Below are 25,816 nucleotides of genomic sequence, written 5' to 3' on the forward strand. Positions count from 1 at the left end.
TCGCTACTGGCTTAAAAACGCTATGCACTTATCAATCTCTTTCAAAAACTGGTTGATCTTTCTTTCAAACTCTTTTCTATCGATTTCATTCATTTCAGTTGTAGCGTATTTCAATATGGCTACTTGCTGTTCCAGTTGTTCAATCAATTGAAGGGATAATCCTTGCTGTTCTTTTTGTTCCTGCAACAATTGCCGCAATTGCTCATTCTCCCGCTTCAAGCGGTTGTGCTGCTTCAGTAACAACTGAAGCTTTTCCTGTACGGCGTTAAATTGTTGATCTACCGACATTATTTTCTGATTTCTGCTCCTAACTCTTTTTCCATCGATGTCATGATCTTTTGCATCCAGCCATCGATCTCCTTATCGGTCAGTGTTTTCTCTTCATCCAGGAAGGTAAAGTTTACTGCCAGCGATTTTTTATCGGCGCCTAGCTTTTCACTTTCAAATACGTCAAAGAGTTTTACTTCCTGCAGTTTATTCAGGCGCAGTTTGGCAATGGCCGTTTGCACCGTATTATACGTCAGTGTCTTTGGAACAACCATAGCCAGATCACGTTCTACAGCCGGGAACTTAGGTATTTCTCTAAACTGTACTTGCTGTCGTAAACCCGCTTTAAGCAATACATCCCAATTAAAGTTGGCAAAGAATACCGGTTGTTTAATGTCAAACTTGGCGGCTACAGCAGTAGCTACTTTCCCCAATTTGACTACTTTCTCTCCATTAATACTGGCTGTTATATACTGCTCCATGAATGGGCTCGTTGCTTCCAAGTCGTATACTGGCTGGGCACCCATAGTACGCAGGATGGCTTCTACTACACCTTTCAGGTAATAGAAGTCAGCCGGTACACTTTTACCACTCCAACTTTGATCCACCACATTGCCACTCACGTACAGGCATAAGTGATTTTTTTCATTGTATTTGCCTACACTTTCAGTTGAATACGTTTTTCCATATTCAAAGAAGCGTAAGTTCGTATTCTTCCGGTTGCTATTGAAGGCAATAACTTCCAATGCTGTTGGCAACATGGCAGGGCGCATTACATCCAGTTCTGTGCTTAGGTTGTTTAACAACTTAACCGTCGTTTGCAGTTGCTTCTCGCCAAAATAAGCCGAGTTGGTAATGGAGTTGGTGAGTATTTCATTAAAGCCAAAGCCTACCAGGCTGTTGGCAATTTTTTCTTTTAAGCCTTCTTCTTTATAGTCTGTTTCTACAGCTGGTGTAATAGTGATGGCAGTAGGAATTTCAATATTGTCCAGACCATCAATGCGCAAGATCTCTTCTACAATATCAGCTGGTATGCTAACATCTCTTTTATGATAAGGCACTTCCACTTCCAAGGCGTTGGCATCGTCTTGCTGTATGCCAAAACCTAAGCTTTGTAAAATCGCTTTTACTGCTTCTGGTGCATACTGTTTACCGCTTAGCTTTTTCAGGTAAGCATACGTAAGTGTTACCGTGCGCTTGGGCTCTTGGTTAGGATAGATATCAATTACTTCTGAAGCAATTTCACCACCGGCTATTTCTTTGATCAATTGCGCCGCATGCTTCAATACAGTAACCGTATTAGAGATATCAATTCCTTTCTCAAAACGAGTAGCTGCATCAGTACGCAAGCCATGGCGGAAGGATGTTTTACGAATAGTAGTAGGATCAAAGAAAGCACTTTCTAAAAACAGGTTTGTGGTCTGCTCGGTTACACCGCTTTCCAAACCACCAAACACACCTGCTATACACATACCATCGGTCTCATTACAGATCATGAGGTCTTCGCTACTTAGCTTGCGCTCTTTTTCATCCAGTGTACGGAAAGACGTGCCATCAGGCAGGTTCTTTACAATCACCTTTCCTCCTTTAATGGCATTATAATCAAAGGCATGTAGCGGCTGGCCGGTTTCATGCTGTATAAAGTTGGTAATGTCTACAATGTTATTGATAGGGCGCAGGCCAATGGCTTTCAAACGCTCTTGTAGCCATTTAGGCGAATCCTGCACTTTTACATTGGCAATACATACGCCTGAATAACGAGGGCTGGCAGCTGTATTTTCAACCGTTACATCGATCTTCAGTGATGTGTTATCAATGGCCAAATCCTTTATGGGTAACACCGGCTTGGCATCAATCTTATCGTGGTGTGTTAAATAAGCGCACACATCGCGGGCTACACCCCAGTGGCTCATGGCATCCATGCGGTTGGGGGTAAGACCAATTTCATAAACGATATCGCTATAAGGCTTAAAGTATTCGGCCGCTGGTGTGCCTACCACTGCATCCTGGGGTAATACCATAATACCAGCGTGTGAGGTTCCTAGGCCGATTTCATCCTCAGCACAGATCATTCCATAGCTTTCTACACCACGTATTTTGGCCACTTTCATGGTCAACGGGTCTCCGCCGGCGGGATATATGGTAGTGCCTACTGTGGCTACTACTACTTTCTGGCCGGCTGCTACGTTTGGTGCGCCACAAACAATCTGTAAGGGCTCGCTGCCACCTGTATTTACCTTGGTTAATCGCAGTTTGTCTGCATTTGGGTGTTGCTCCGCTTCCAATACTTCTCCAATAACCAATCCTTTCAATCCGCCTTTTATTTCTTCAAAGGTTTCCATGGATTCTACTTCCAGTCCCACAGCCGTTAAAATAGTCGAAAGGCGTTCGGGCGTCAGTTGTACGGGTAAATACGAACTCAGCCAGTTATATGAAATCGTCATGCAATAATTTTTTTCTAAAGGCGACAAAGATAATTCATTCACCAATGGGCGGTAGAGGTAAAACCTAGAAGTGGCTCTAATGTCTTCTATGCCCTGCCAGGGTATATACGCTAAACGCAGCCTTTTTTGGGAAGTAATACTTTAAAATACAGCGTAGTAGTACGCATAAAAACCACAATTATTTTGAAGGCCTTGTGAAAGCTTTGGGCCGTCTCTACTTTTAAGTAGCTAATGCCTATGCCTATGAAAACTCCTCACTTCTGTAGTTATATCATTGGATGCCAATTGGTGTTTTTAGCAACTGTCTACACAAATGCACAAGCACCCGTAGAGGCCTTATTTACCACGTATAAGAATACTGCTGCCGGTGCAAAAGCCTATACGGCCACCCCTGCGCCCAACTCTGGTACATTTAATGGTTGCGCTAAGGACGCTTCAAGTTATAGCTTTAAAAATGGCACTAAGAATGGGTTGCTTTTAACGGATATTACTGTCAATGGCTTCAACTATATGCTAACCAATAGTGCCCCGGCTACTATAAAACTTCGTAGGGTCAATAATGCCGCTGTTACCGGTAATCGCCATATTATCTTTTTAGAATCGGTCACGGCACCAGCCACAGGCTGCCCCGGTAATAAGCAATATCGATTAAAATCACCTTACCTGGACGATATGGAGCTTTTCTTAAACAATAACTATGTAAACCAGGGCACTGATAATATATTTACTAATGCCGGTAACGGCGATGGCAACAATAATAATATTGAGCGGGTAGATGTGGTCTTTTCCAATGGCGTTTCCTCCTCCATTGCCACACAGGCGGGTTTTGCTCTTTTTGACCGGGGTATTAATAATGCACATGACCCATTTCGGATAGCGGCTATTACAGCTATCAACACGAATGGCGACCCAATAGCTTTTGGCCCGGCGCGCACCTGTGTTGGTGGAAATGGAAGTAATAACGGCAGTTGGGGACATCCTTCCCATCCAAATGGCAACCAGGACCTGTCGGTATATGTAATGCGGAGAGAAGCTGCTGAAACACAATTGCGCTCTTCAGCAGCCATCAACCAACAACTTGGTGGTGTGTTTTTCTCTTTAGCTGATTTGGGTATTAAAGCCAACCAGGTTATTTATGGGTATGCCATTTTAAGTACCGATGGTATTGCTAACCCTGCTTCCAGCCAGTTATTGGATATCGCAGACCAAACGGTTTATCCAACAAATACAACAGAGGCCGTAGGTGGTGGGTTAGATCTTATTGCCGTCAATGCCTTTTTTCAAACAGCAATAACACTTATTGGCCAGGAAATAACTTTAAAAGGGAGCCTGCAGGATAATAAAGCTGTGCTGCAGTGGAGTTTGAAAGAACTGCCTATCAATAGCCAGGCAGAGTTACAGCATTCAATGAACGGCCGCGATTTTACCACCTTTTATTCATTTTCTATTCCCGGTACTTCTTACACGGCCTCTTATACCGATCCGGCAGAAGGCTATGCTTTCTACCGCCTGAAATTGAACGTGTCGGGCTATCAACCGCTCTATAGCAATATTATACAGGTAAAAGGATCGCACCGCACCGTATTGCTATATCCAACACGTATTAAACCCACTCAGCCAGTTCAACTGAAAGGGTTGCCAGAAGGCCCTATTTCCATAAGGATCGTTTCAGCTCTAGGTACCATTTGTATGGCAACTGTAACTAGTCAAAATGGGATAGGGGTGATAGAACCGCCACCGGCAGGCTTTGTAAAAGGGCTTTATTTAGTGTCAGTCATTGACTGTAACAATACAATCCATAATGCTAAACTGGTGGTTTATTAATGAAGTAGTAGCCTTGATCTGTTGATAGCATTGAGATGGATAAGTTTTTGCTGCTAATTTTTAAGTAGGGTAACAGGTGTTGCAGGATTGGTAGACGCAAAAAACTTAGCTATGAAATTTGGAAATTGGAAGGTGACGCAAGATGGCATTGTATGGAAAGGGCCAGGCTACAACGAGTTTGTTATACCCGCTACAGAACTGGTGGCGGAGCGGCCGGGTCTGTTAAGTACGCCTACTACGTACGAATGGATCATGCGGGCCACCGACGAGCACTGGCTTACCGAAGATGATCTCTATGACCTGAACTACGCCTTTGTATTCGCAGCCGCCCGTTATGGATTGAACTTCAATTACGAAACCTTCGACAATACGCTGGAGGAGCAATACGAGCGTTTTGACGACGAAGATGACGAAGACGATGACGACTATTAGGCTTTTAGAACCTTATCCTTTCTGGCGCTTATTTCAATCGGCCGTTGCGTTCTTCTTTGCGAAGCTGCGCATCAAACACAAAAGTGCCAAAGGGGAGAAAAGCGGCTATAAAAGCTAATGCTACTTTCTTCAGGGGCCAGTCGCGTTCACGATACATCATTAATACTGCTATTACAAAGGCTACGAACAATAACCCGTGTACCCAACCAACATACTTTACGGCTTCTGGTTGATCGGCCAGGTATTTTAGCGGCATGGCTATTCCTAACAAAACCAGTAGTGATAGGCCTTCAGCCATTCCAATAAAGCGCAAGCGACCCATAGGGCTTTCCAGCATCTTTTTCATAGACACGTTTTACTTTGGACCGCAAACCTACTACATTAACCGGCTGTCAACTGGTTTTTAACATAGGTTTCCAGCTAGCAGCGAAACAGAAGCCTAACTAGTCATTAGTCATTGGTTGGCATACAAAAGCCGAAGACTAAGCTACTTATTAAAGATTATCGCCATCTTAGGCTTGGCCCTTTTTCGGGTTTTGTTCGATATTGCTTCGATTCTTCTTCGATATTCCTTCGATATTGCTTCGATACATAGAATCGAACAACTATCGAATCAAATACGAAGAAAATGTGTTGTATTTTGCCGCTTGTCCCTTTTTTCTTGACCATTCCCTCCACTTCTTCATTCCTAATTTTTTGTTCAATATTCTTCATAATCCTGTTCATCCATTTTAAATCCTACGAATTCTTGGTCCTCCTTTTCTCCTTTCCCTCTTTTCATCTCTTAGCGCACCTCCGTGCCTTTCCTTAACTCTGTTCCTCCTACTCCGCGTCAATCGGCGTCATCTGCGGGATACCCGTGCGTGGGGGCTCCCCTTGCGGGGGCGGGTGCGTCTTTGTCAGCAGCCTGCTTTCACACTACCAAAAAAAACGCAATATTTATTTTGACTTTATTTATGCACAGGCCTTTTCCATATCGGTTAAACAATTCAAATTTGCTACCCCTCCAACCAAAACGTGCATAACTGCCCGAAAACTGTGGATAACTGCTGTATCGTTTGTGCGTTTATGGTACTAGGGATTTGATCCGGGTCATACTAATTTAGAGGACAGGTGTTGGTACACTTACTGCATCGTCCTATGAAATGCGCAGTATTAACCCTCATAGGAAAAACTTATGGACTTAACGAATCTGAACCGCGATAGAAAGAAAAGGAAGGCGCCCATGGATTTGAGCACGATGGTGTACGGTAAAGTACCCCCTCAGGCCAAAGAACTTGAAGATGCTGTACTAGGTGCTGTGATGCTGGAGAAAGGAGCATTTGATACGGTAGTGGAAATCTTGAAACCCGAATGCTTCTATGTAGACGCTAACCAGCGCATCTTCAAAGCCATGAAGAGCCTGGCCAATAAGAGCCAACCCATTGATATCCTGACGGTTGTGGAAGAACTGCGCATGTTGGAGGAGTTGGAAGCGGTGGGCGGCCCGTACTATGTAACCAAGCTGACCAACTCGGTGGTGTCGGCGGCTAACATTGAAGCACACTCCCGTATCATCCTGCAAAAGTTTATTCAGCGCGAGTTGATCCGCATCTCTGGAGAGATCATCAATGATGCGTATGAAGAGAGCGCTGACGTATTTGACCTGCTGGATCAGGCCGAGAGCAAGATGTATGAAGTTACCAGCAAGCACTTAAAGAGTTCCTACCAATCAATAGACTCGGTGTTGGTGCAAACCATTCAGCGTATTGAAGAAATGCGCCACCGCAATGAAGATATAACGGGCGTGCCGAGTGGCTTCCCTAGCTTGGATAAAGTAACCTATGGATGGCAGAATACTGACTTGGTCATCTTGGCTGCCCGTCCTGCCGTGGGTAAGACCGCCTTTGCCTTGAACCTGGCACGTAATGCTGCCCTGGATCCGCGCAAGCAAACACCGGTAGCCGTGTTCTCCCTAGAGATGGGGGCCGCTCAGCTGGTTGGTCGTATCCTTGCTGCCGAGAGCGAAATTCACCTCGAAAAGATCTCGCGTGGTAAGATGGAAGAACATGAAATGAAGCAGTTGTATGCCAAAGGTATACAGAAGCTGGCGCAGGCACCCATATTCATTGATGATACCGCTTCTTTGAACATATTTGAATTGCGCGCCAAGTGCCGCCGTTTGAAGAACATCAACAATATTGGTATGATCATCATCGATTATCTGCAGCTAATGAGTGGTACCGGTGGTTCCGGAAACCGTGAGCAAGAGATCTCTACCATCTCCCGTTCACTGAAACACTTGGCAAAAGAATTACAGGTGCCGATCATTGCCCTGTCTCAGTTAAGCCGGGAAGTAGAAAAACGTAAGGATGGTAACAAGATGCCGCAGTTGAGTGACCTTCGTGAATCGGGTGCCATTGAACAAGATGCCGACATGGTGTGCTTTATCTACCGTCCGGAATACTACGATGTAACGCAAAACGAAATGGGGGAGAGCAACCGTGGTGAAACCCATCTTCGTATAGCCAAGCACCGTAATGGTTCGTTGGAAACGATTGTATTGAGAGCCCGCTTGGAAATCCAGCGTTTCTTTGATGATAATGGTGGTGATGGAATGGGTAACGGCAATTTGCCTACCAACTGGAAGCCGGTTTCTGATTCTGACGGAGGTGGCGGTGCGCGCATGTTCATCCAAACCAGCAGTAAGATGAACGACTTTGGTGATGATGAAGATCCGTTCTAATACTAAGAGATTAAAGGTGGTGAAAGAAATAAAGAGGAGGCTTAGGCCTCCTTTTGTTTTGAGATGATTTCTTAGTTACCTTTTCGTTTTCACAAACCTTAAATTGAATCTTGGGACTTTAAAACATTCAATGCTTAATTGTTAAGTATTCAAAAAGATGGATTTAGATAAAAAATATGAATTCAAACAAAAGTTACATGCTAAGATAGTAGAGCAATTTCTTGGCAACCCCAAACACTTTTCAGATGTGTTATGGTATAATCATGAAACGTTTGCTTTGCACAGTCTTATGCAAGGCAACTTGGCTGAAGCAAAACAGCATTTCTATACATGTGGTAAATTAGATGAATACCGAATAAGGAGTTTTAATGATCGCATTTTTGATTATGGCATTAATCATGTTTGTTATGCACTTTTAAGTGACGCACATAATTTCTTAAAACAATATGCCCTGTTACGATATGAAAAAGGCAAAAATGCAGAAGCTGGAATGAATGAAATGATAACTCAAGGCTTTTCTACAATTATCTGCAATACCATTCAGTTATTCATATTGAACGATATTAAAGGAATTGAAAGGAACCTTAATATTATTGAAGAATTTACAGTTAAAAGAGACCCTTTTTTAGCACTTGATCTTCGCTTTTTTCAGGCATTACACGAAAGTAATTCACAGAAAATGTCAGAAACTATAGAGGAACTTGTTTCACCTTCTGTTCATAAAAAAAGAAATACAGACTCTGTTTTAAGTAATTGCATATCGATTCCTGCTATAGGTTATTTAAAACTTGCTTGGTTGAAAGGAAGTGAAATAATTCCACAGAGTTCTCTTTTGCCCAAAGAGTTATTGCCTGTAGACCCATTGCCTGTTTATAAGGATATTTATCCTTTTCTCTAATTCAAATAACTTGCTTGCACAAATGCCGTGTCCCTTTCAAATCACGATAGCTAGACTGAGGAGACTCGGCTGGAACCTAAGGACTAAAAGTAGATTGGGGTAACTATCATTGATAAAAAGAAAAAGGATGCTCAACTGAGCATCCTTTTTAGCTAGTAAAGCAACTAAACATTCAGTTGCTGCTACTCCATCATTAGTAGCGCAAAAGCATCAGGATATCTTCCTTATTTCTTTCACTAATAATCGGTATCTCTTCTTCTTTTACATGAGAAGTGATCCACGCCTCAATATTTTCTAGTGCAGAGCTGGATTCTTCAATAGTAGTGGCAAGTTTGCTCATTACAAGATCCATAACATACAATGCAGCAGATTCCTTAATCGTTAAAAGCATGTTTTATATTTTGATAGGTGATTTATAAGGTTAGATTTTCCAGGTACTTGTAGCCAGTTCCCGTATTAAGTAGCAAAATATTTTCTGCACCTGTGAGGATGTTTTTTTGTTGTAGGTCTTTCAAGGCAGCAAATAGGGCCGCGCCCTCTGGAGCAAGCAGTAAGCCTTCTGTTTTGGCAAGCGTTTTCCAGCTATCTACAATAGCTTGTTCTGTAACTGAAACAACAGTGCCGTTTGATTCTTGCAACACGTTTAACATTAACCGCTCCGCAAAGGGATTCGGTACTGCTAGTCCATTTGCTATAGTAGGTTGTCCTTTATATTGGGAAGCATCTTTTTGCAGCCCCATATAGGTAAGCGCTAAAGGGTTACAATTGGCAGCTTGAACAGCAATCATTTTGGGTAGTTTTCTAGTAAGCCAACCCATGGATTGCATTTCCTTAAAAGCTTTCCAAATGCCTATAAGCCCTGTACCACCACCTGCAGGATACAGGATCACATCTGGTAGCTCCCAGTTAAGTTGTTCTGCTATTTCATATCCCATTGTTTTTTTCCCTTCCAACCGATAGGGCTCTTTCATCGTGGAAATGTCAAAGCAGTTCCTTTGTGTTTTTAGTTGAGCCACTTTTTTAGCACAATCGCTGATCAGGCCATTCACCAAAATCACTTCGGCACCATACATCATACACTCCATTTGAAATGTAGATGGCGTATGCGCTGGCATTACTACAATGGCTTCAATACCTGCTTTTGCGCAGTAGGCGCTCAATGCCCCACCCGCATTTCCTGCAGTGGGAATAATACAACACTCAATGCCGTTACTTTTTGCTTTGGTAACAGCCATGCTTAAGCCCCTGGCTTTGAAGGAGCCGGTAGGGTTCATTGATTCATCCTTTAGTAGCAATTGGGTAAAACCCAAGCGCTGGGCTGTTTTTTCAAGTGGTAAAATTGGCGTCCATCCTTCACCAAGGCTAATGGCTTCTTCTTCATCCGCCAAGGGTAAAAACTTACGGTAGCGCCACATAGATCGCTCTTTGCTATCAATGTTGCTTTTGCTATATGGTGGTTGAAAGTTATACTGAATGATCAATGGATTATTGCCACACTGTTCGCAATGTGAGAAAGTGGGCAAAGGTTCCTCTGCAACTGGCTTTCCACAACCTGCACAGACGTAGTGATAAGATAACGCAACTTCAACTTCAGAAACAGAATTTATACTATCCATTAGAAGGCTAAGCTATAACCCATTGCAGTAGCTTACCAATAGAGTTTTATTATGCGTTATAACTTTTGGTTATAGTACTGTTGGGCAAAGCGGATAAAGGAGGCATTCAATCCGCTGTTCTCTTCACCACGCCGTTGCGTAAAATAAAATTGTCGGGTAATGGTAAGCTCATCAACAAAAAGTCGAACCAGGTCTCCATACATTAATTCTTTGGCAACCGACTTCATGGGAAGAAAGCCCAGGCAATCATCTGCCAATAAAAAGTTCTTTAGGGCTTCTGTGCCGCCTAAGCGCATGCAAACTTTTAATTGTGACAGTTTTACGTCTTTTGTTTGTAAAGCGGCTTTAATAGCAGCCAGGGTGCCAGAGCCGCGTTCCCGAAGTGCTATGGGCTGATGAAGAATTTCTTCCAGTGTGTATTGTGTTTTTTTTGCCAGGTTACTTTTAGCAGAACAAACAGGAACTACTTCGTCGGTAAGAAAATAGAGACTGCTGGCAATATGCATATTGTCTTTGCCTTCCGTAATAGCTAAATCAATTTCGTTATTGAGCAAGGCTTTCAATACGTTTTCAGAGTTACGGTTTACCAGACTCACTTTTACATCTGGGTGTTGTTTGCGAAAGGCCGATAATACAGGTGGTAAAATGTACAAGGCAACTGTTGTGCTGGCACCTAACTTTAATTCCCCACGGAGATGGTTTTTATGTTGAATGGCATTCAGGTCAAATTCCACTTGCTTGCTGATGGCTTCTGCCGTTAGCAGGTGCTGGTAAAGTATTTTGCCTGCTTCTGTTAATGTAATCGCATTGCCACTGCGATCAAATAACTTGACCCGGTAGTATTCTTCCAAATGACGAATATGTTTGCTTACCGCAGGCTGGCTGATAAACAATACTTCGCTGGCCTTAGTGAAACTTAATTGCTGCGCAACGGTTTTAAATACAAGGTGGTTGAATGCTATCATGGGTATACAAAGCATTTCAAATGTACTATCATTCTTTTGCTCTCCATGCGTATATACGTTTGTTAGTTTCAATAATTAACATCTGTAAAAGTCAAGGTTTATATAACGTAGATGGCTGCATTATGCAACTGGAGGCTTATAGGTTCTTTAGCTAAATGCTTTCCGCGTCTTAGTATTAGCTTTGCTGTTTTATCAATTTCCTGTTTTAGGCTTTATTATGGCATTACCTTATTTCTATGTAACCGATTTGTCGAGCAGTACCCTTACGCTGGAAGAAGATACCTCTAAGCATATCATACAGGTATTGCGTATGCAGCTAAATGAGCAATTGCTGTTAACAGATGGAAAGGGTAAAAAAGCTACTGCAGTTATTATAGACGATAACCGCAAGCGCTGCACGGTAAAGCTAACGGATGTAATACACGAGCCAGAAAAGGCTACAGGTGTTACAATTGGTATTTCATTAGTTAAGAATGCTTCTCGCTTTGAATGGTTCTTAGAGAAGGCTACTGAAATAGGTGTTACAGAAATTATTCCCTTGCTATGCGACCGTACGGAGAAAGAAAAGTTTCGTCACGATCGTTTACAAAGCATTTTGGTGAGCGCTATGTTACAATCGCAGCAATGCTGGTTGCCGGTATTGCATGAGCCAATCAATTTTGGAGAGGTTGTAAAGCAAACAACTACTGCAAACAAATTCATTGCTCATTGCTTACCAAATGAAAAACAGCAATTGGCTTCAACCCTTGCTCACCACTCACCACTCACCACTCAAGCCGCCATCATCTTAATTGGTCCAGAGGGCGACTTTACAGAAAAAGAAATTGCTACTGCTTTACAATTAGGTTTTCAGCCTGTGGCATTAGGCAATACTCGCCTACGTACGGAAACGGCGGGTATGGTAGCGGCTACTTTGTTGTGTCAATTAACATCAGAATAAATAGGAAAATGACCAAAAAAAAGCAGCCCTTAAGGGCTGCTTTTTTTATAATAAGAAGTTCTATTAATGAGCTATATCATCAGTACGTTCCTCAGGCATCTTAGGACTACGCAGCTCTACAGGCTTCACTTTCTTGCGTAGACGCATGTTGAGTAATTCTACAGCAAAAGAGAACGCCATAGCAAAGTACACATAGTTCTTTAGGTGCAGTTCATGCGCTTGATCTGCATTCCAACCTTCCATTAATAGTACTACAGAAACAAGCACTAGGAAGGAAAGCGCCAACATTTTTAGCGTAGGATGCTTATGTATAAAGTCCGAGATCCGCTGACTGAACAAGAACATAATAAACATGGCGATGACTACGGCTGTAATCATCACTGCCAATTGTTTAGCAATACCTACGGCGGTGATCATACTGTCAAATGAGAATACCATATCTACCAGCATGATCTGGAAGATAGCAACTCCAAAAGAAGATGCTTTTTTGGTGGCATCATTTTCAAGTGCTTCTTCGTCGCCTTCCAGCTTGTGGTGAATCTCTTTCACTGTTTTATATAACAGAAACAAACCACCAGCAATCATTACTAGGCTGGAAAGGTCAAAGCCCTTTCCAAAGAATGTAAAGAGAGGCTTACCTTTTTGGCCTACCAGCCAGCTTAAGCAAAACAGTAAAAACACACGCACACCAATACCAGTTACCATCCACCAGCGACGTGCGGCTAATTGCTTGCTGGGGTGCAAGCGTCCCATAATGATGGACACAAAGATCACGTTGTCAATACCCAAAATAACTTCCAGAATGGCTAGGGTAAAAAGGCTGATGACATTATCAGCAGTAAATAAACTTTCCATAATTGAGGGGCAAATGTAACCGCGGATTACAAGACTTGGATAGGATTATTAGGATTTTATTAGAATGGCTGAGGTGGCTAATGAGTGGTATTCGGGCAAGAAGTAAGGTACTAAATGATATTTCCTTACTTCTTACTCAACCTCAAATTGTACTATATTCTTTTCCCCTAATCCTATTTATTCCTATTAGTCTTAGTTCTTGACAAATACTCACAAATGTTCTTTACAATATAAGGGCCTTCGTAAATAAAGCCTGTCCACACTTCTATAAGGTCTGCTCCTGCAGTTAGCTTTTGTGCAGCGTCTTCACCCGTAAAAATGCCACCACTACCTATAATGGGTATAGTGCCACCTGTCTGTTGTCGTAGATATTGAACAACCTGTGTAGAGTGTTGTTGTACAGGTTTGCCGCTTAAGCCGCCTGCACCAATAGCTTGTATGTTAGCAGAAGGTGTTTTTAAACCCTCTCTGCTAATAGTCGTATTTGTAGCTACCAGTCCGTCTAATTTAATTTCTGTAGCCAAAGCCACTACATCATCTAACTGTTCTGTCGTAAGATCTGGTGCTATTTTCAATAAGATGGGTCTTTTGTGCTCAAGCTTTGCATTACGCGCCTGCAGGTTCATCAAAATGCGTTGTAAGGCATCTTTTTCTTGAAGTTCACGCAAACCTGGTGTATTAGGCGAGCTTACATTCACTACAAAGAAATCGACATAGGGGTGCAAAGCATCAAAGCAGATTTCATAGTCTTTCCAGGCATCCTCGTTGGGTGTCACTTTATTCTTTCCAATATTGCCACCTATCAACAATTTGGAATTTGGGTTTTCTTTTCTCCATTTCGCCAGACGTTCTCTGACTATATCAACACCATCGTTATTAAAGCCCATACGGTTAATAAGGGCATTGTCTTCCGGTAAGCGAAACAAGCGCGGCTTGTCATTTCCAGCCTGACCTTTCGGTGTTACTGTTCCAATTTCAACAAAGCCAAAACCTAATGTCTCCAGTTCTGTCAGGTACTTTGCATTTTTATCAAAGCCAGCACCCAGTCCAACAGGATTGGAAAATCTCAATCCAAATAAATTCTTTTCTAAAGAGGCGTCTTGAAATTGGAAGCGGTTAGCCAGTTGCTGCCGTAAAAAGCCGATGTTACAGCTTTCCTGTATGAGGTTCATGGTAACATGATGTGCCTTTTCTGGGGAAAGCGTAAACAACAAGCGCCGTAGTAAACCATAAAGCATGGGGCGAAGATAAGATGGGGCGCTAAAATGTACGCTGTAACCTTTAAGACTGAGCAATAGTCCAAGGCTTATATAAAACCAAAACACATGCAATTCAAGCTGCATTTTACATTGAATAGCTTACTCGCTTTTTTAGCCTTCTTATTTGTATGTCATGAACTGCACGAATTAATCCATACAGCTGTAGCATATTGGCAGTGCGGCTGTTGGGGACAACGAGATTTTAATGCCTGGCAGGTTTGTACTACTTGTTCACCCAATATCAATACTGTTTGGGCAACAGCGTCGGGGCCTATGTTTACTTATTTATTAGTCTGGGTAGGTTGGTGGCTGATGCGGAAAAGAGCCACCTTGGCGCAACAGTCCTTTGGTTTTGCCTTGGTTTGGGCCAATGTTCCCTTTGCTCGATTATTTACTGTATTGATGAAGGGAGGGGATGAAGGTGTGATCACAAGGGCTATTGTGGGACAGTCAAAACTGCCAATTGGCGTTTGGCTGGTAGAAATTGTAGTGATACTATTACTGGTTGTGCCGGTATTTGTAAGAGCTTGGCAGTTATTGGCTGTTCAAAAGCGTTTAGGGGTCTTTATTTCGTTTTTAATTGGCCCTTTGTTAATCGAGTTTATTTCTATGCATAAAATAGGAAATCAACTACTGGCAAAAGGCGTGTTTGCGCAGGAAAGTATATTGGGCTCTCCTCTATTGGTAAATATCTGGAATGGCATGTGGCTGACCTTACTACTCATAATCTTTCGAAACCTCGGCAGGTTGTTTCAACCTCAAGAACAATTAGCCTTTAAAAGGGAGAAAGTAATTCCAAGTTTTTGATTTTAAGCTATTGGTTGCATAAACAACTTTTTGTTATATTTGAAATACAATATTTGTTATGCAAGAAGCTTATATCGTTGCCGGATATCGTACAGCTGTAGGTAAAGCTAAAAAAGGGGGCTTTCGTTTCTTTCGCCCCGATGACTTGGCTATAGAGGTGATAAAAAACCTGATGGATGCAGTACCTCAGTTAGATAAAAATTTAGTTGATGATGTAATTGTAGGAAATGCTGTACCGGAAGCGGAACAAGGCCTTCAGGTAGGACGTATTATTGCTGCGCGGGCTATTGGTTATGACACACCCGGCATGACAGTAAACCGCTATTGCGCTTCAGGTTTAGAAACCATTGCTATAGCTACTTCTAAAATTCGCATGGGCATGGCAGATTGTATTATTGCGGGAGGTACAGAGAGTATGAGTATGGTGCCTACTGCCGGCTGGAAAACAGTGCCCGCTTATTCTATAGCTAAAGATGAACCTGACTATTATTTAAGTATGGGTTTAACAGCTGAAGCAGTGGCTAAGGAGTTTAATGTATCCCGTCAGGCACAGGACGAGTTTTCGTACAATTCGCATAGGAAAGCTTTAAATGCTATTGAAAAAGGCTATTTCAAAGAAGGTATTTTACCTATAACGGTTGAAGAAGTATACCTTGACGAAAAAGGTAAAAAGCAAAAGAGAAACTTTATTGTGGATACAGACGAAGGTCCACGTGCTGATACGTCATTAGAAGTACTTTCCAAGTTGAAGCCTGTTTTTGCTGCTAATGGCGTGGTAACAGCTGGCAACTCCTCCCAAACTTCTGATGGTGCTGCATTCGTCATGGTTATGAGCGAACGTTTAGTAAATCAGTTGGGCATTAAACCTATTGGTCGCTTAGTGGCTTGTGCTTCTGCTGGTGTGCATCCACGTATTATGGGTATTGGTCCTGTTGCAGCCATACCCAAAGTGCTGAAGCAAGCCAATATGAATCTGAATGCAATCGATCTGGTAGAATTGAATGAAGCCTTCGCTTCACAAGCAATAGCTGTCATTAATGAAGCTGGTTTAAATCCTGATACAGTAAATATCAATGGTGGTGCTATTGCTCTTGGTCACCCTTTAGGTTGTACAGGCGCTAAGCTAACCATTCAAATCCTGAGTGATATGAAACGGTTGAATAAGAAATATGGAATGGTAACCGCTTGTGTGGGTGGGGGACAAGGAATTGCTGGTATTATAGAACGCATTGATTAATACATTACAACTAGTTTTAAAAGCCTGATTAGATATCGGGCTTTTATTATTTAGCCGGGCATAGTTTTTTGAATCAGATCAGTTGGAAAAAGCATTAAATTGTTTAAAACTGTAGGGCGTGGAAGAATATAAGTTGATTCTATATGCAGATGATGATATTGACGATCGTACCTGGTTTAATGAAGCCTGTAGGGCCGCTTCTAAACCGTGGGAAGTGCATTTTGTAGTGACAGGGCACCAGGTAATACCGTTTTTAAATAGTGAAAATGCGTTACGGCCTTCGCTGATTATGCTGGATCTGAATATGCCCGGTATGGATGGACGACAAACATTGAAGCAGCTAAAAGAAGATCCAAAATTTAAGCATATACCTGTCGTTATGGTAACTACCTCTGTGAACCGGATAGATAAAGAAGTGTGTCGAAAATTAGGCGCATCTTTACTTGTGGCAAAGCCTCACAAACTTATAGAGTGGCAGGAGCTGATTGCGCAATTGCAACCTTTTATGGCCTAATTACTATTGCCGTAAGGTCTTTTCTTTTAAGTTTATTGAGCTTTTTTATCAAATTGCTTTTGCAGCAATGTTGCAAATACTTATTTTCGAGCTCTATTTGAATACGAGTATGAAAGGATTCTTGGTTGCATTAAGCTTATTTCTTGCACTTGTAACGACTGCACAACTTCGTCAAGGAGTTAATTTAACAGGGAAAATTACTGATGCCGCTACTGGGAGTCCATTAGTTGGTGCCTCCGTTTATTTTACCGATGCTCGTGTAGGAGCAACTACAGATCAGGAAGGTGTATATACATTACGTAATGTGCCGTCCGGCCACCATCTTTTAGAAATCACATTTGCTGGTTATACTACTATTGTTGAACATATTGATATTACGGAAAACCAGGAACGTAACTTTTCCTTATTTCCTGCAGTAGTAGAGAACCAAGGGGTTACCGTAACTGGTGTTACATCCGCCACTAGTACAAGAAAAGCGCCAATACCCGTTACCCTTATTCGGAAGTCTCAACTAATGGAAAATGCCTCTACAAACCTTATTGATGCCATTGCTAAACAACCGGGTATCTCTCAGGTTAGTACAGGTCCTGCTATTTCTAAACCCGTTATTCGCGGCTTAGGATATAACCGCGTGGTAGTAGTTAATGACGGCATGCGTCAAGAGGGCCAGCAATGGGGCGATGAACATGGAATAGAAATAGATGAAGCTAGCGTAAGCCGGGTAGAGATCTTAAAAGGACCTGCATCGCTGATCTATGGAAGTGATGCTTTAGCTGGTGTTATCAACTTCATTACCAATACACCTGTGGCAGAAGGTGTACTAAAAGGGAATGTTTACAGTAGTTACCAAACAAATAATGGACAGTGGGGACTGCATGGTGATATGGCTGGAAACCAGAATGGCTTTAACTGGAACGCTTATGGCTCTTACAAATCAGCCAAAGATTATCAAAATAAATGGGACGGCCGGGTATTGAATTCCCGTTTTAATGAGCGCAATTTTGGCGGTTATGTAGGCGTGAATAAAAGCTGGGGATTCAGTCATCTAATATTTAGCTCCTTTAACCAAAAGGTAGGATTGGTAGAAGGGGAACGGGACGATCAGACAGGGAAATTTTTAGTAAATGCCGGATCGCCATTGGAAAGAATCGCCACAGATGCTGACTTAAATAGTAGAGATCTTTTGATACCTCACCAGCATGTTCAACACTACAAGTTGATGAGTGATAACAGTTTCCGTTTAGGAAAAAGCCGCTTGCGCTTAAATCTAGGTTACCAAGATAACTTGCGTAAAGAGTTTGGTAACCCGGAAGATCCTAGTGAAACAGAATTAGCTTTTGATCTAAAAACGGCTACGTATAATGTGCAATGGCGCTTACCAGAGATTACGAATTGGGAAACAGCCCTGGGTATTAACGGTATGTACCAAAACAATGAAAACAAAGGAGTAGAAGCCATCATTCCAGATTATAACCTATTTGATATTGGTGGCTTTGTTTATACGCAGCGCGATGTGCAAAAAACAACTATAAGCGCAGGCCTTCGATTTGACAATCGTTCTATCAATGGATTGCAAATGATGGAAGGAACTAATGTAAAGTTTAGTTCCTTTAGTAAAGATTTTGCTAACGTAACGGGAAGTGTTGGTGTAAGCTATCATCCCACAGACAAAGTCAATTTAAAGGCTAATTTTTCACGTGGCTTCCGTGCGCCTACATTATCTGAACTAGCAGCCAATGGCGCGCATGAAGGTACCAACCGCTATGAGTACGGAAGTAGAGATTTAAAATCAGAGCGCAGTCTGCAAGGTGATTTAGGAGTCGACTTGGATTACGAGCATATCAGCCTTGCAGTAAACCTGTTTTATAACCGCCTAAATGACTTTATCTTTTATAGAAGATTAGCGAGTGCCTTGGGCGGCGATTCAACTCTAATTGTAGATGGAGAAGAGTTACAAGCTTTTCAATACAGCCAGCAAAATGCAAAACTCTATGGAGCTGAGTTGAATGTAGATTTTCACCCGCACCCTTTAGACTGGTTGCATTTTGAGAACACACTTTCTTTATTACGCGGTCGCTTTAGTGATGCATTAGATGGTAGCAATAACCTGCCCATGATACCCGCCAACCGTTGGATCAGTGAACTACGCGCACAATACACAAAGAGTCATAAAACCTTACGTAATTTCTACTTCCGCGTAGAGCTGGATAAAACATTTAAGCAAAATAATCCCTTTACTGGTTATAATACAGAAACGGCTACAAGTGGATATGTACTTTTAAATAGTGGTGTTGGTACAGATATTCACGCTCACGGAAAAACCTTATTTAGCTTTCATTTCACAGCAAATAATATTACAGATGTAGCATATCAAAGTCATTTAAACCGCTTGAAGTATACAGATGTAAATAATGCTACGGGAAGAATAGGAGTGTATAATACAGGGCGCAACTTTTCATTTAAAGTAAACGTGCCACTTAATTTTAAATAAGCAAATACTAGAAAAGCACCTTTCAGGTGCTTTTCTAGTATTTGTATGTAGCTTAATGGTTCGTGAATGATCGATTAAAACAGTTTTCAAATTGGCATTCCAATCCAAAATGATTTACAATGCAAAAGGATATAAAATACGATGTGATTATTATCGGTGGTAGTTATGCCGGACTTTCAGCCGCTATGACTTTAGGCCGTGCAGTAAGAAATGTATTAGTCATTGATCATGGGAAGCCTTGTAATAGGTCAACACCGCATTCTCATAACTTTATTACACATGATGGTGAAGAGCCACTGATGATAGCGGAAAAGGCAAGGCAACAGGTAAAACAATATTCAACCATAGAATTCTTAAATGCTGAAGTAGTAGAGGCAAAGCAAGCGGCGGATTCTTTTCAAATAAAAACACAAGAGGGCAATACTTACAGCTGCAAAAAACTTCTTTTCACAACAGGATTAAAAGATATCCTGCCGGATATCAGTGGTTTTGAAGCTTGCTGGGGTAAGTCCATTTTACATTGTCCTTATTGTCATGGATATGAAGTAAGGCAGCAGCGTACAGGTATTTTAGCAAATGGTGACATTGGCTTTGAGCTCATGAAATTAATTAGCAACTGGACAAGAGATCTTGTGCTTTTTACAAATGGACCTGCTACTTTAAATTCAGACCAATTAAAACTGGCGGCAAAATATAATATACCGGTAATTGAAAAGCCCATAGTTTCCATAGAACATGAGGAAGGCTATTTACAGCATATCCGGTTTGCCGATCAATCTAAATATGAGTTGAAGGCCCTGTATGCTCGTCCTGCATTTGAACAACATTCTCCTTTGCTTGCCTCATTGGGCTGCGAACTCACTGAACAAGGATTGGTAAAGGTTGACATGTTTCAACGAACAAACGTAAATGGAATTTATGCAGCAGGAGATAACTCTTCTATGAGGACCGTATCCATGGCTGTTTCTACAGGTACAATGGCTGGTATAGTGATAAATAAGGAATTGATCGATGAGCAATTCATGTAGGCAGGGGCGCTAACGGTCTCTACCTATATGAATTATTGATGTTCTAGCTTAATCCATTATAGCAACGATTATTTTGATAGCATTAAGCTTTTACAGCGACCGCTACATTCTTACGTTCACCAATTTGCTGACGCCACATAGCATAGTATAAGCCTTTCTCTTCTAATAAGTTTTCATGCGTGCCTGTTTCTACTACATTTCCCTTTTCTAAAACATAGATACGATCGGCATGCATAATGGTCGACAAGCGGTGCGCAATGAGAATGGTAATTTGCTCATTGGAAGAAGAAATCATGCGGATGGTTTTACTGATCTCTTCTTCTGTTATAGAATCCAGTGCAGAGGTAGCTTCATCAAAAATGAGCAATTTGGGCTGGCGTAGCAATGCACGGGCAATGCTTAAACGTTGCTTCTCCCCACCTGATAGCTTCAATCCTCCTTCTCCAATAACAGTATCTAAGCCTTTCTCAGCACGAGCCAATAAGTTTTGACATGCCGCTTTATTTAAGGCATCCAGCACTTCGTCTTCAGTAGCTTGTGGATTTACGAACAAGAGGTTTTCTTTGATCGTTCCAGAAAAGAGTTGCGTGTCTTGCGTTACAAAGCCAATTTGGTTACGCAGGTCGTTAAAGTCCATACTAGTTTCATCAATGCCATTGTATAAGATCTTTCCTTCCTGCGGACGATAAAGACCTACCAACAATTTCATCATAGTAGTTTTACCGGAGCCAGATGGACCTACAAACGCAATCGTCTCACCAGGAGAAACTTTAAAGCTGATACCATCTACAGCTTTATGTGATGCAGTCTGGTGCTTAAAGCTTACGTTGTCAAATTCCAATTTATGTATAGGGCCTAAATGAAGCGGATTGGTTGGCGTGAGTTCCGGGGTCTTCTTCATTAGGTTCTTGAAATTATTAAGAGATGCTTCTGCTTCGCGATAGCTTAAGATAATATTGCCAATCTCCTGTAAGGGGCCAAATATGAAGAAAGAGTAAATCTGCATTGTTACAAGCTGACCCGCATCCATGCTTTTATGAAAGATCAACCACATAAGCATAAACAAAATCACCTGGCGTAAGGTATTTACAAACGTTCCTTGAATAAAACCAATACTACGTATACGTTTTACCTTGGTTAGTTCCAAGCCCAAGATCTTATAGGTGTTTTTATTCAAGCGGGCCACTTCCTGTCCTGTTAAGCCTAAACTTTTTACTAACTCAATATTGCGTAGCGATTCAGTGGTAGTACCAGCAAGTGCCGTTGTTTGTGATACAATGGTTTTCTGTATGCTCTTTACTTTTTTACTCAATAGGTTAGAGATAAACATCAAAATGCCAATGCCTCCAAAATAAACCAGTGGTAACAAGGGCGTAATGCGAAAAGAGAATACAGCTACAATGATAATACCTACCAATACAGTAAAGAGGATATTGACGAAGTTCTTAATAAAGCTTTCTGTATCTGTCCGTACTTTTTGCAGTGTACTTAAGGTTTCGCCGCTACGCTGATCTTCAAACTCCTGGTAGGGGAGTGTCATAGCATGCTGTAAACCATCGGTGAATACTTTGGCTCCGAATTTTTGTACAATAACACTTAAAAAGTAATCCTGAAAATTTTTGGCTATGCGGCTTACCATTGCTACCCCTATAGATGCTAGCAATAAGGCCAATACACCATAAGGCTTATCAAAAGAAAAGAAGAAGTTTTCAAACGCATATTTGCCGGCATTGTGCTCGTAGTCTGTTGCCAATCGTACCAGTGAACCAAAGATGATTGGGTCCATAAGGGAAAAGCCGATGTTGACAGCAGCTAAAAAAAGGACAAGAAAAACAAGGAGCTTATAAGGCTTTAAATAGTGTATTAGTATTTTCATAATGGCATGAGCTTACGCTAAAAACGCTTTTTGTATCGTTCTATCGACCATCCTTTGCCCGTAAACTTATCCATCCATTTTTTATAAAATGCTTGTTGATGATACCTTTCTTCTTCTTCTTGGATCTGCTGGGCGTCCAGATGATGAACCAATTTAACTAAGTTAGGTATACTTTCTTCAGCATTACGTTGAAAAAACACAGGGAGTAGTTCTTTGAATGCGGTAGAGGTCTGATAGGTTGCAAAACTACTCCAGGAAGTGTTACCTTTTTCAAATGCTTCTTGAAAAGCCCAGCTTTCTACCTGTTCAAAAGAAGTGTCGGTAACAGGTGTATGGATTAGGGATGCTGCTTTTTCCAATAAAGGTTTATGTCCAAGGTTTACGCCCACTACCGCCAGTTGAAAGAGTGTTTCTTTTTCCGCCAGGGTCTTGCGGCCACGTATTTTTTTCTCGTACTCATCCAGCAATGTTTTTACAAGGGAAGGTTCTTTTTGCCATTGTTTTAATAGCAAAAAGGGTTTGCCTTTTTCAATAGTGTGAAAAAGGGATGTCAACGATTTTATAGGGTAGACATCGGTATCGCAATACAAGATATTACCCGGGTGTTCCTGCAAGGCTTGTTGTAGTATAGTAGCCCTTGGGGTAATAGGCGTTTGATGCATTAAGAATGCAGGGAAAAAAGAAGTGTAAGCCTCAAACTCAGACGGGCTTTCTGTATACAGTAGGATGCCTATATCTGAAGGTGGCTTCAGATTGTAAATAGCCAAGTACTGTAAGAGAGCATACTGGCATTGGTAAATCCGTTGCCGGCTGTTCCCTACCTGGAACAAAAGATAATGCTGCATGTAGAAAGGTCTCTTGCAGTAAACGTGCCAGCGTACCTAACCAGCCCAACCCTCGCGGTCCAAACTGCGATACTGAATGGCTTCAGCTAAGTGCTCTGGCTTTATGTCTTCACTAGCATCCAAATCAGCAATGGTGCGGGCTACTTTTAATATCCGGTCATAGGCACGAGCCGAAAGATTAAGTCGCTCCATAGCTAGTTTCAGCAAGTTTTGGCCAATGGGACTAATGACGCAGATTTCCTTCAGCATTTTGCTGCTCATTTGCGCATTGGCATAAATACCATTGTGTTCTTTATAACGTTCGGCCTGAATCTCCCGGGCTTTCATAACTCGATCCCTGATGCTGGCCGATGTTTGTTGTGGTTTAGTTGTAGACAATTCTCCAAATGCAACGGGCGTAACTTCCACATGTAGATCAATACGATCTAATAATGGACCGGATATCTTATTCAGGTATTTCTGTACGGTTCCTGGCGCACAAGTACACTGGCGTTCAGGGTGGTTATAATATCCACAGGGACAGGGGTTCATAGAGGCCAGTAACATAAAGCTGGCAGGAAAATCTACGGCCACTTTAGCACGGGATATCGTTACACGCCGCTCCTCCATGGGTTGGCGCATCACTTCTAACACCGTGCGTTTAAACTCCGGTAATTCATCTAAGAACAACACTCCATTATGGGCCAGGGATATTTCACCCGGTTGTGGCGTGCCGCCGCCACCTACTAAAGCCACATCAGATATGGTGTGGTGGGGGCTGCGGAAGGGACGTCGGGATACCAAGGTTGAATTCTCCGGGAGCTTACCAGCTACAGAATGGATCTTAGTGGTTTCCAAGGCTTCATGCAAGGTCAGGGGCGGTAGGATAGTGGGTAAACGCTTGGCAAGCATGGTTTTACCTGCCCCGGGAGGGCCAATAAGTATAGCATTATGCCCACCAGCGGCAGCTATTTCCAGTGCCCGCTTAATGTTTTCCTGTCCCTTTACATCGGCAAAGTCTATTTCAAAATCGTATTGCGAATGGAAGAATTCCTCGCGGGTGTCAATCTTTATGGGATATAAGCCTTGCTCTCCGTTTTCAAAAAAGGAAATAATGTCTTTAATATGGTTAACGCCATACACATCCAGGTTGTTGACCATGCCAGCTTCCCGGGCATTGACTTCTGGTACAAAGAGTCCTTTAAATCCTTCTTTTCGGGCCTGTATGGCTATGGGTAGCGCACCTTTGATGGGACGTACAGAGCCATCCAAACTTAATTCGCCCATGATCACATACTTATCCAGCGCTTCTATGTTTCGTATCTGTTCAGACGCTGCCAGTACGCCAATGGCAATGGGCAGGTCAAAGGCGGTTCCGCTTTTTTTGATATCAGCTGGTGCCATGTTTATCACTATGCGGGTGCGGGGCATGGTATAGCCATTGGTTTTGAAGGTGCTTTCTACCCGCTGCATACTTTCTTTTACAGCATTGTCCGGCAAGCCTACGATCATATATTCTGTGCCGGTGGCCATCCAATTTACTTCAATGGTTATAGAAATAGCTTCTACTCCATAGACCGCACTACCATAGGTTTTTACCAGCATAAATAGGGTACTTTAAAATGGTGAAGATAAGTGAAGAGTGATGTTTAGTGAACTAATTACAATTAGTCATAATAAGTTGTTTTAGAATAACTTATTGCAGTTTATACAGCTTGCCGGGAAGTGAAGCTACCACATGCTTTAATTCCAGGTTAAGTATAGTGGCTGCAGTAATGCTACTACTAAAGTCACTTCTCAAATTGATCTCATCAATATGAACCGTTTCTTTCTCCTGTAGTAGTTGCACAATACTTTTTTCCTCTGGTGTTAACTCAATAAACAATTCACGTTGAGGAGATGGCTTACTTGTTGAAGCCTTCTTCCAACCCATAACTTCCAATAGGTCGTCCGGCTCAGTTAATAGCATGGCTTTATTATGCTTGACCAAATAGTTACAGCCACTGCTTTTTTTATCTGTAGTTCTTCCCGGTAGGGCAAACACATCGCGGTTATAGCCATCGGCAAGCTTAGCTGTGATCATACTGCCGCCGTTGATCTCGCTTTCAATCACTATTGTAGCATCGCACATACCGGCTACTATGCGGTTGCGCAAGGGAAAATGATGAACGTCTGCTATGGTATGGCTAAAAAATTCGGTGAGAATACCACCACCTTGCTTCAGCATATCCTTGGCCAATTCAGCGTGGGCGGCTGGATACATTTTATTTAGCCCGTGGGCCACGGTACCTACAGTAGGTAGTTTGTATTTTAATGCCGCTTTATGTGCTGCGGCATCAATGCCATAAGCCAGTCCACTCACAATTACCACGTTTTCCTGCTCCAGTGCATTTACTAGTTTATCCGTAAAATCCTTTCCATAATCTGTGCATTTGCGGGTGCCTACAATTGCCACCATTTTCGATGCATTCAGATCCGCCGTGCCTTTATAGAAGAGCATGGCGGGGGAATCATAACATTGTAACAACCGTTGCGGATATTTGGGGTCAGTTAAAAAGAGCGTTTGGATCTTATACTTTTCAATGAAAGCCATCTCTTGTTCTACCAGTGAAAAATCGTTGAAAGCTTTAATAGACGAAGCGCTTAATGGCCCCGTTCCTTCTACGCGCTCCAGGTCTTGCAATTTTGCTTTGAAAATAGCTTTCGCCGAACCAAAATGGTTGACCAGTGCCTTGGCTCTTGCATCGCCAACATTGGGCACAAGGGTTAATGCCAGCTGGTAGAACAGTTCATTGTTCTTCATGCAGGGTACAG

At 42.1% G+C, this 25,816-nt stretch carries 22 protein-coding genes; 10 read left to right on the forward strand and 12 right to left on the reverse strand.

The genetic code is table 11. The features are described 5' to 3' along the window. Nucleotides 1-3: 3 nt before the first annotated feature. Nucleotides 4-288, reverse strand: coding sequence for a hypothetical protein (locus SY85_RS21110; protein ID WP_066407356.1), 285 nt, complete (start codon nt 286-288; stop codon nt 4-6). Further along, on the reverse strand, nt 288-2,711 hold the full coding sequence (pheT, locus tag SY85_RS21115) for a phenylalanine--tRNA ligase subunit beta (protein ID WP_066407364.1): 2,424 nt from the start codon (nt 2,709-2,711) through the stop codon (nt 288-290). The genes SY85_RS21110 and pheT overlap by 1 nt, the downstream gene beginning before the upstream one ends. 243 nt (nt 2,712-2,954) lie before the next feature. Here pheT and SY85_RS21120 point away from each other — a divergent pair, with 243 nt between their 5' ends. Beyond that, nucleotides 2,955-4,535 (forward strand): hypothetical protein, encoded by a 1,581-nt coding sequence (locus tag SY85_RS21120; protein ID WP_148661251.1) that lies wholly within the window; start codon nt 2,955-2,957, stop codon nt 4,533-4,535. A gap of 111 nt (nt 4,536-4,646) precedes the next feature. Beyond that, nucleotides 4,647-4,967: a hypothetical protein gene (locus SY85_RS21125; protein WP_066407368.1), complete on the forward strand. Its 321-nt coding sequence runs from the start codon at nt 4,647-4,649 to the stop codon at nt 4,965-4,967. A gap of 28 nt (nt 4,968-4,995) precedes the next feature. Here the strand turns inward: SY85_RS21125 and SY85_RS21130 are convergent, their stop codons facing one another. Then, a complete protein-coding gene (locus tag SY85_RS21130) occupies nt 4,996-5,313 on the reverse strand; it encodes a DUF3817 domain-containing protein (RefSeq protein ID WP_226998930.1) in 318 nt (105 codons plus the stop codon). Between the two features lie 831 nt (nt 5,314-6,144). Here SY85_RS21130 and dnaB point away from each other — a divergent pair. After that, complete coding sequence (dnaB, locus tag SY85_RS21140; RefSeq protein ID WP_066407372.1) at nt 6,145-7,692, forward strand: replicative DNA helicase; 1,548 nt, start codon at nt 6,145-6,147, stop codon at nt 7,690-7,692. 157 nt (nt 7,693-7,849) lie between these two features. Next, complete coding sequence (locus SY85_RS21145; RefSeq protein WP_066407374.1) at nt 7,850-8,590, forward strand: Imm49 family immunity protein; 741 nt, start codon at nt 7,850-7,852, stop codon at nt 8,588-8,590. 193 nt (nt 8,591-8,783) lie between these two features. On the opposite strand, the gene SY85_RS21150 is transcribed toward SY85_RS21145, so the two are convergent. The 3 genes from SY85_RS21150 to SY85_RS21160 are packed head-to-tail and all read right to left on the reverse strand — an operon-like array spanning nt 8,784 to nt 11,243. After that, the gene (locus SY85_RS21150) at nt 8,784-8,981 is read right to left on the reverse strand and encodes a hypothetical protein (protein WP_066407381.1); all 198 of its coding nucleotides are present in this window, start codon (nt 8,979-8,981) and stop codon (nt 8,784-8,786) included. A 22-nt stretch (nt 8,982-9,003) separates the two neighbouring features. After that, entirely contained in the window at nt 9,004-10,206 is a 1,203-nt protein-coding gene (locus SY85_RS21155; RefSeq protein ID WP_066407382.1) for a threonine synthase, read from the reverse strand. Between the two features lie 56 nt (nt 10,207-10,262). Then, nucleotides 10,263-11,243, reverse strand: a complete 981-nt coding sequence (locus SY85_RS21160) for a LysR family transcriptional regulator (protein WP_226998931.1) — start codon at nt 11,241-11,243, stop codon at nt 10,263-10,265. A gap of 145 nt (nt 11,244-11,388) precedes the next feature. On the opposite strand from SY85_RS21160, the gene SY85_RS21165 reads away from it, so the two are divergent. Then, nucleotides 11,389-12,111, forward strand: a complete 723-nt coding sequence (locus SY85_RS21165) for an RsmE family RNA methyltransferase (protein ID WP_066410047.1) — start codon at nt 11,389-11,391, stop codon at nt 12,109-12,111. A 63-nt stretch (nt 12,112-12,174) separates the two neighbouring features. Here the strand turns inward: SY85_RS21165 and SY85_RS21170 are convergent, their stop codons facing one another. Next, complete coding sequence (locus SY85_RS21170) at nt 12,175-12,966, reverse strand: TerC family protein (protein WP_066407384.1); 792 nt, start codon at nt 12,964-12,966, stop codon at nt 12,175-12,177. A 173-nt stretch (nt 12,967-13,139) separates the two neighbouring features. Beyond that, on the reverse strand, nt 13,140-14,204 hold the full coding sequence (locus tag SY85_RS21175) for a quinone-dependent dihydroorotate dehydrogenase (RefSeq protein WP_066410048.1): 1,065 nt from the start codon (nt 14,202-14,204) through the stop codon (nt 13,140-13,142). A gap of 87 nt (nt 14,205-14,291) precedes the next feature. Here SY85_RS21175 and SY85_RS21180 point away from each other — a divergent pair, with 87 nt between their 5' ends. The 5 genes from SY85_RS21180 to SY85_RS21200 all read left to right on the forward strand — a co-directional run bounded on the left by SY85_RS21180 (nt 14,292) and on the right by SY85_RS21200 (nt 20,302). After that, nucleotides 14,292-15,032 carry a hypothetical protein gene (locus SY85_RS21180; RefSeq protein ID WP_066407386.1) on the forward strand — a complete coding sequence of 247 codons (741 nt, stop codon included), beginning with the start codon at nt 14,292-14,294 and terminating at the stop codon, nt 15,030-15,032. A 58-nt stretch (nt 15,033-15,090) separates the two neighbouring features. Further along, the gene (locus tag SY85_RS21185) at nt 15,091-16,269 is read left to right on the forward strand and encodes an acetyl-CoA C-acyltransferase (RefSeq protein WP_066407388.1); all 1,179 of its coding nucleotides are present in this window, start codon (nt 15,091-15,093) and stop codon (nt 16,267-16,269) included. Nucleotides 16,270-16,387: 118 nt separating this feature from the next. Beyond that, a complete protein-coding gene (locus SY85_RS21190) occupies nt 16,388-16,783 on the forward strand; it encodes a response regulator (RefSeq protein ID WP_066407389.1) in 396 nt (131 codons plus the stop codon). Nucleotides 16,784-16,892: 109 nt separating this feature from the next. Next, nucleotides 16,893-19,274 carry a TonB-dependent receptor gene (locus SY85_RS21195; RefSeq protein WP_066407391.1) on the forward strand — a complete coding sequence of 794 codons (2,382 nt, stop codon included), beginning with the start codon at nt 16,893-16,895 and terminating at the stop codon, nt 19,272-19,274. A 119-nt stretch (nt 19,275-19,393) separates the two neighbouring features. Beyond that, nucleotides 19,394-20,302, forward strand: coding sequence for an NAD(P)/FAD-dependent oxidoreductase (locus tag SY85_RS21200; protein WP_066407393.1), 909 nt, complete (start codon nt 19,394-19,396; stop codon nt 20,300-20,302). Nucleotides 20,303-20,384: 82 nt separating this feature from the next. Here SY85_RS21200 and SY85_RS21205 read toward each other — a convergent pair whose 3' ends face one another. From SY85_RS21205 to dprA, 4 genes are all read right to left on the reverse strand, one after another. After that, nucleotides 20,385-22,178, reverse strand: coding sequence for an ABC transporter ATP-binding protein (locus SY85_RS21205; RefSeq protein WP_066407395.1), 1,794 nt, complete (start codon nt 22,176-22,178; stop codon nt 20,385-20,387). Between the two features lie 17 nt (nt 22,179-22,195). Further along, the gene (locus SY85_RS21210) at nt 22,196-23,023 is read right to left on the reverse strand and encodes a hypothetical protein (RefSeq protein ID WP_066407397.1); all 828 of its coding nucleotides are present in this window, start codon (nt 23,021-23,023) and stop codon (nt 22,196-22,198) included. A gap of 36 nt (nt 23,024-23,059) precedes the next feature. Next, nucleotides 23,060-24,607: a YifB family Mg chelatase-like AAA ATPase gene (locus SY85_RS21215; protein WP_066407400.1), complete on the reverse strand. Its 1,548-nt coding sequence runs from the start codon at nt 24,605-24,607 to the stop codon at nt 23,060-23,062. A 91-nt stretch (nt 24,608-24,698) separates the two neighbouring features. Beyond that, nucleotides 24,699-25,805, reverse strand: coding sequence for a DNA-processing protein DprA (gene dprA / locus SY85_RS21220; protein ID WP_066407402.1), 1,107 nt, complete (start codon nt 25,803-25,805; stop codon nt 24,699-24,701). Nucleotides 25,806-25,816: the final 11 nt, after the last annotated feature.

The sequence above is a fragment of the Flavisolibacter tropicus genome, assembly GCF_001644645.1.
Lineage (GTDB): Bacteria > Bacteroidota > Bacteroidia > Chitinophagales > Chitinophagaceae > Flavisolibacter > Flavisolibacter tropicus.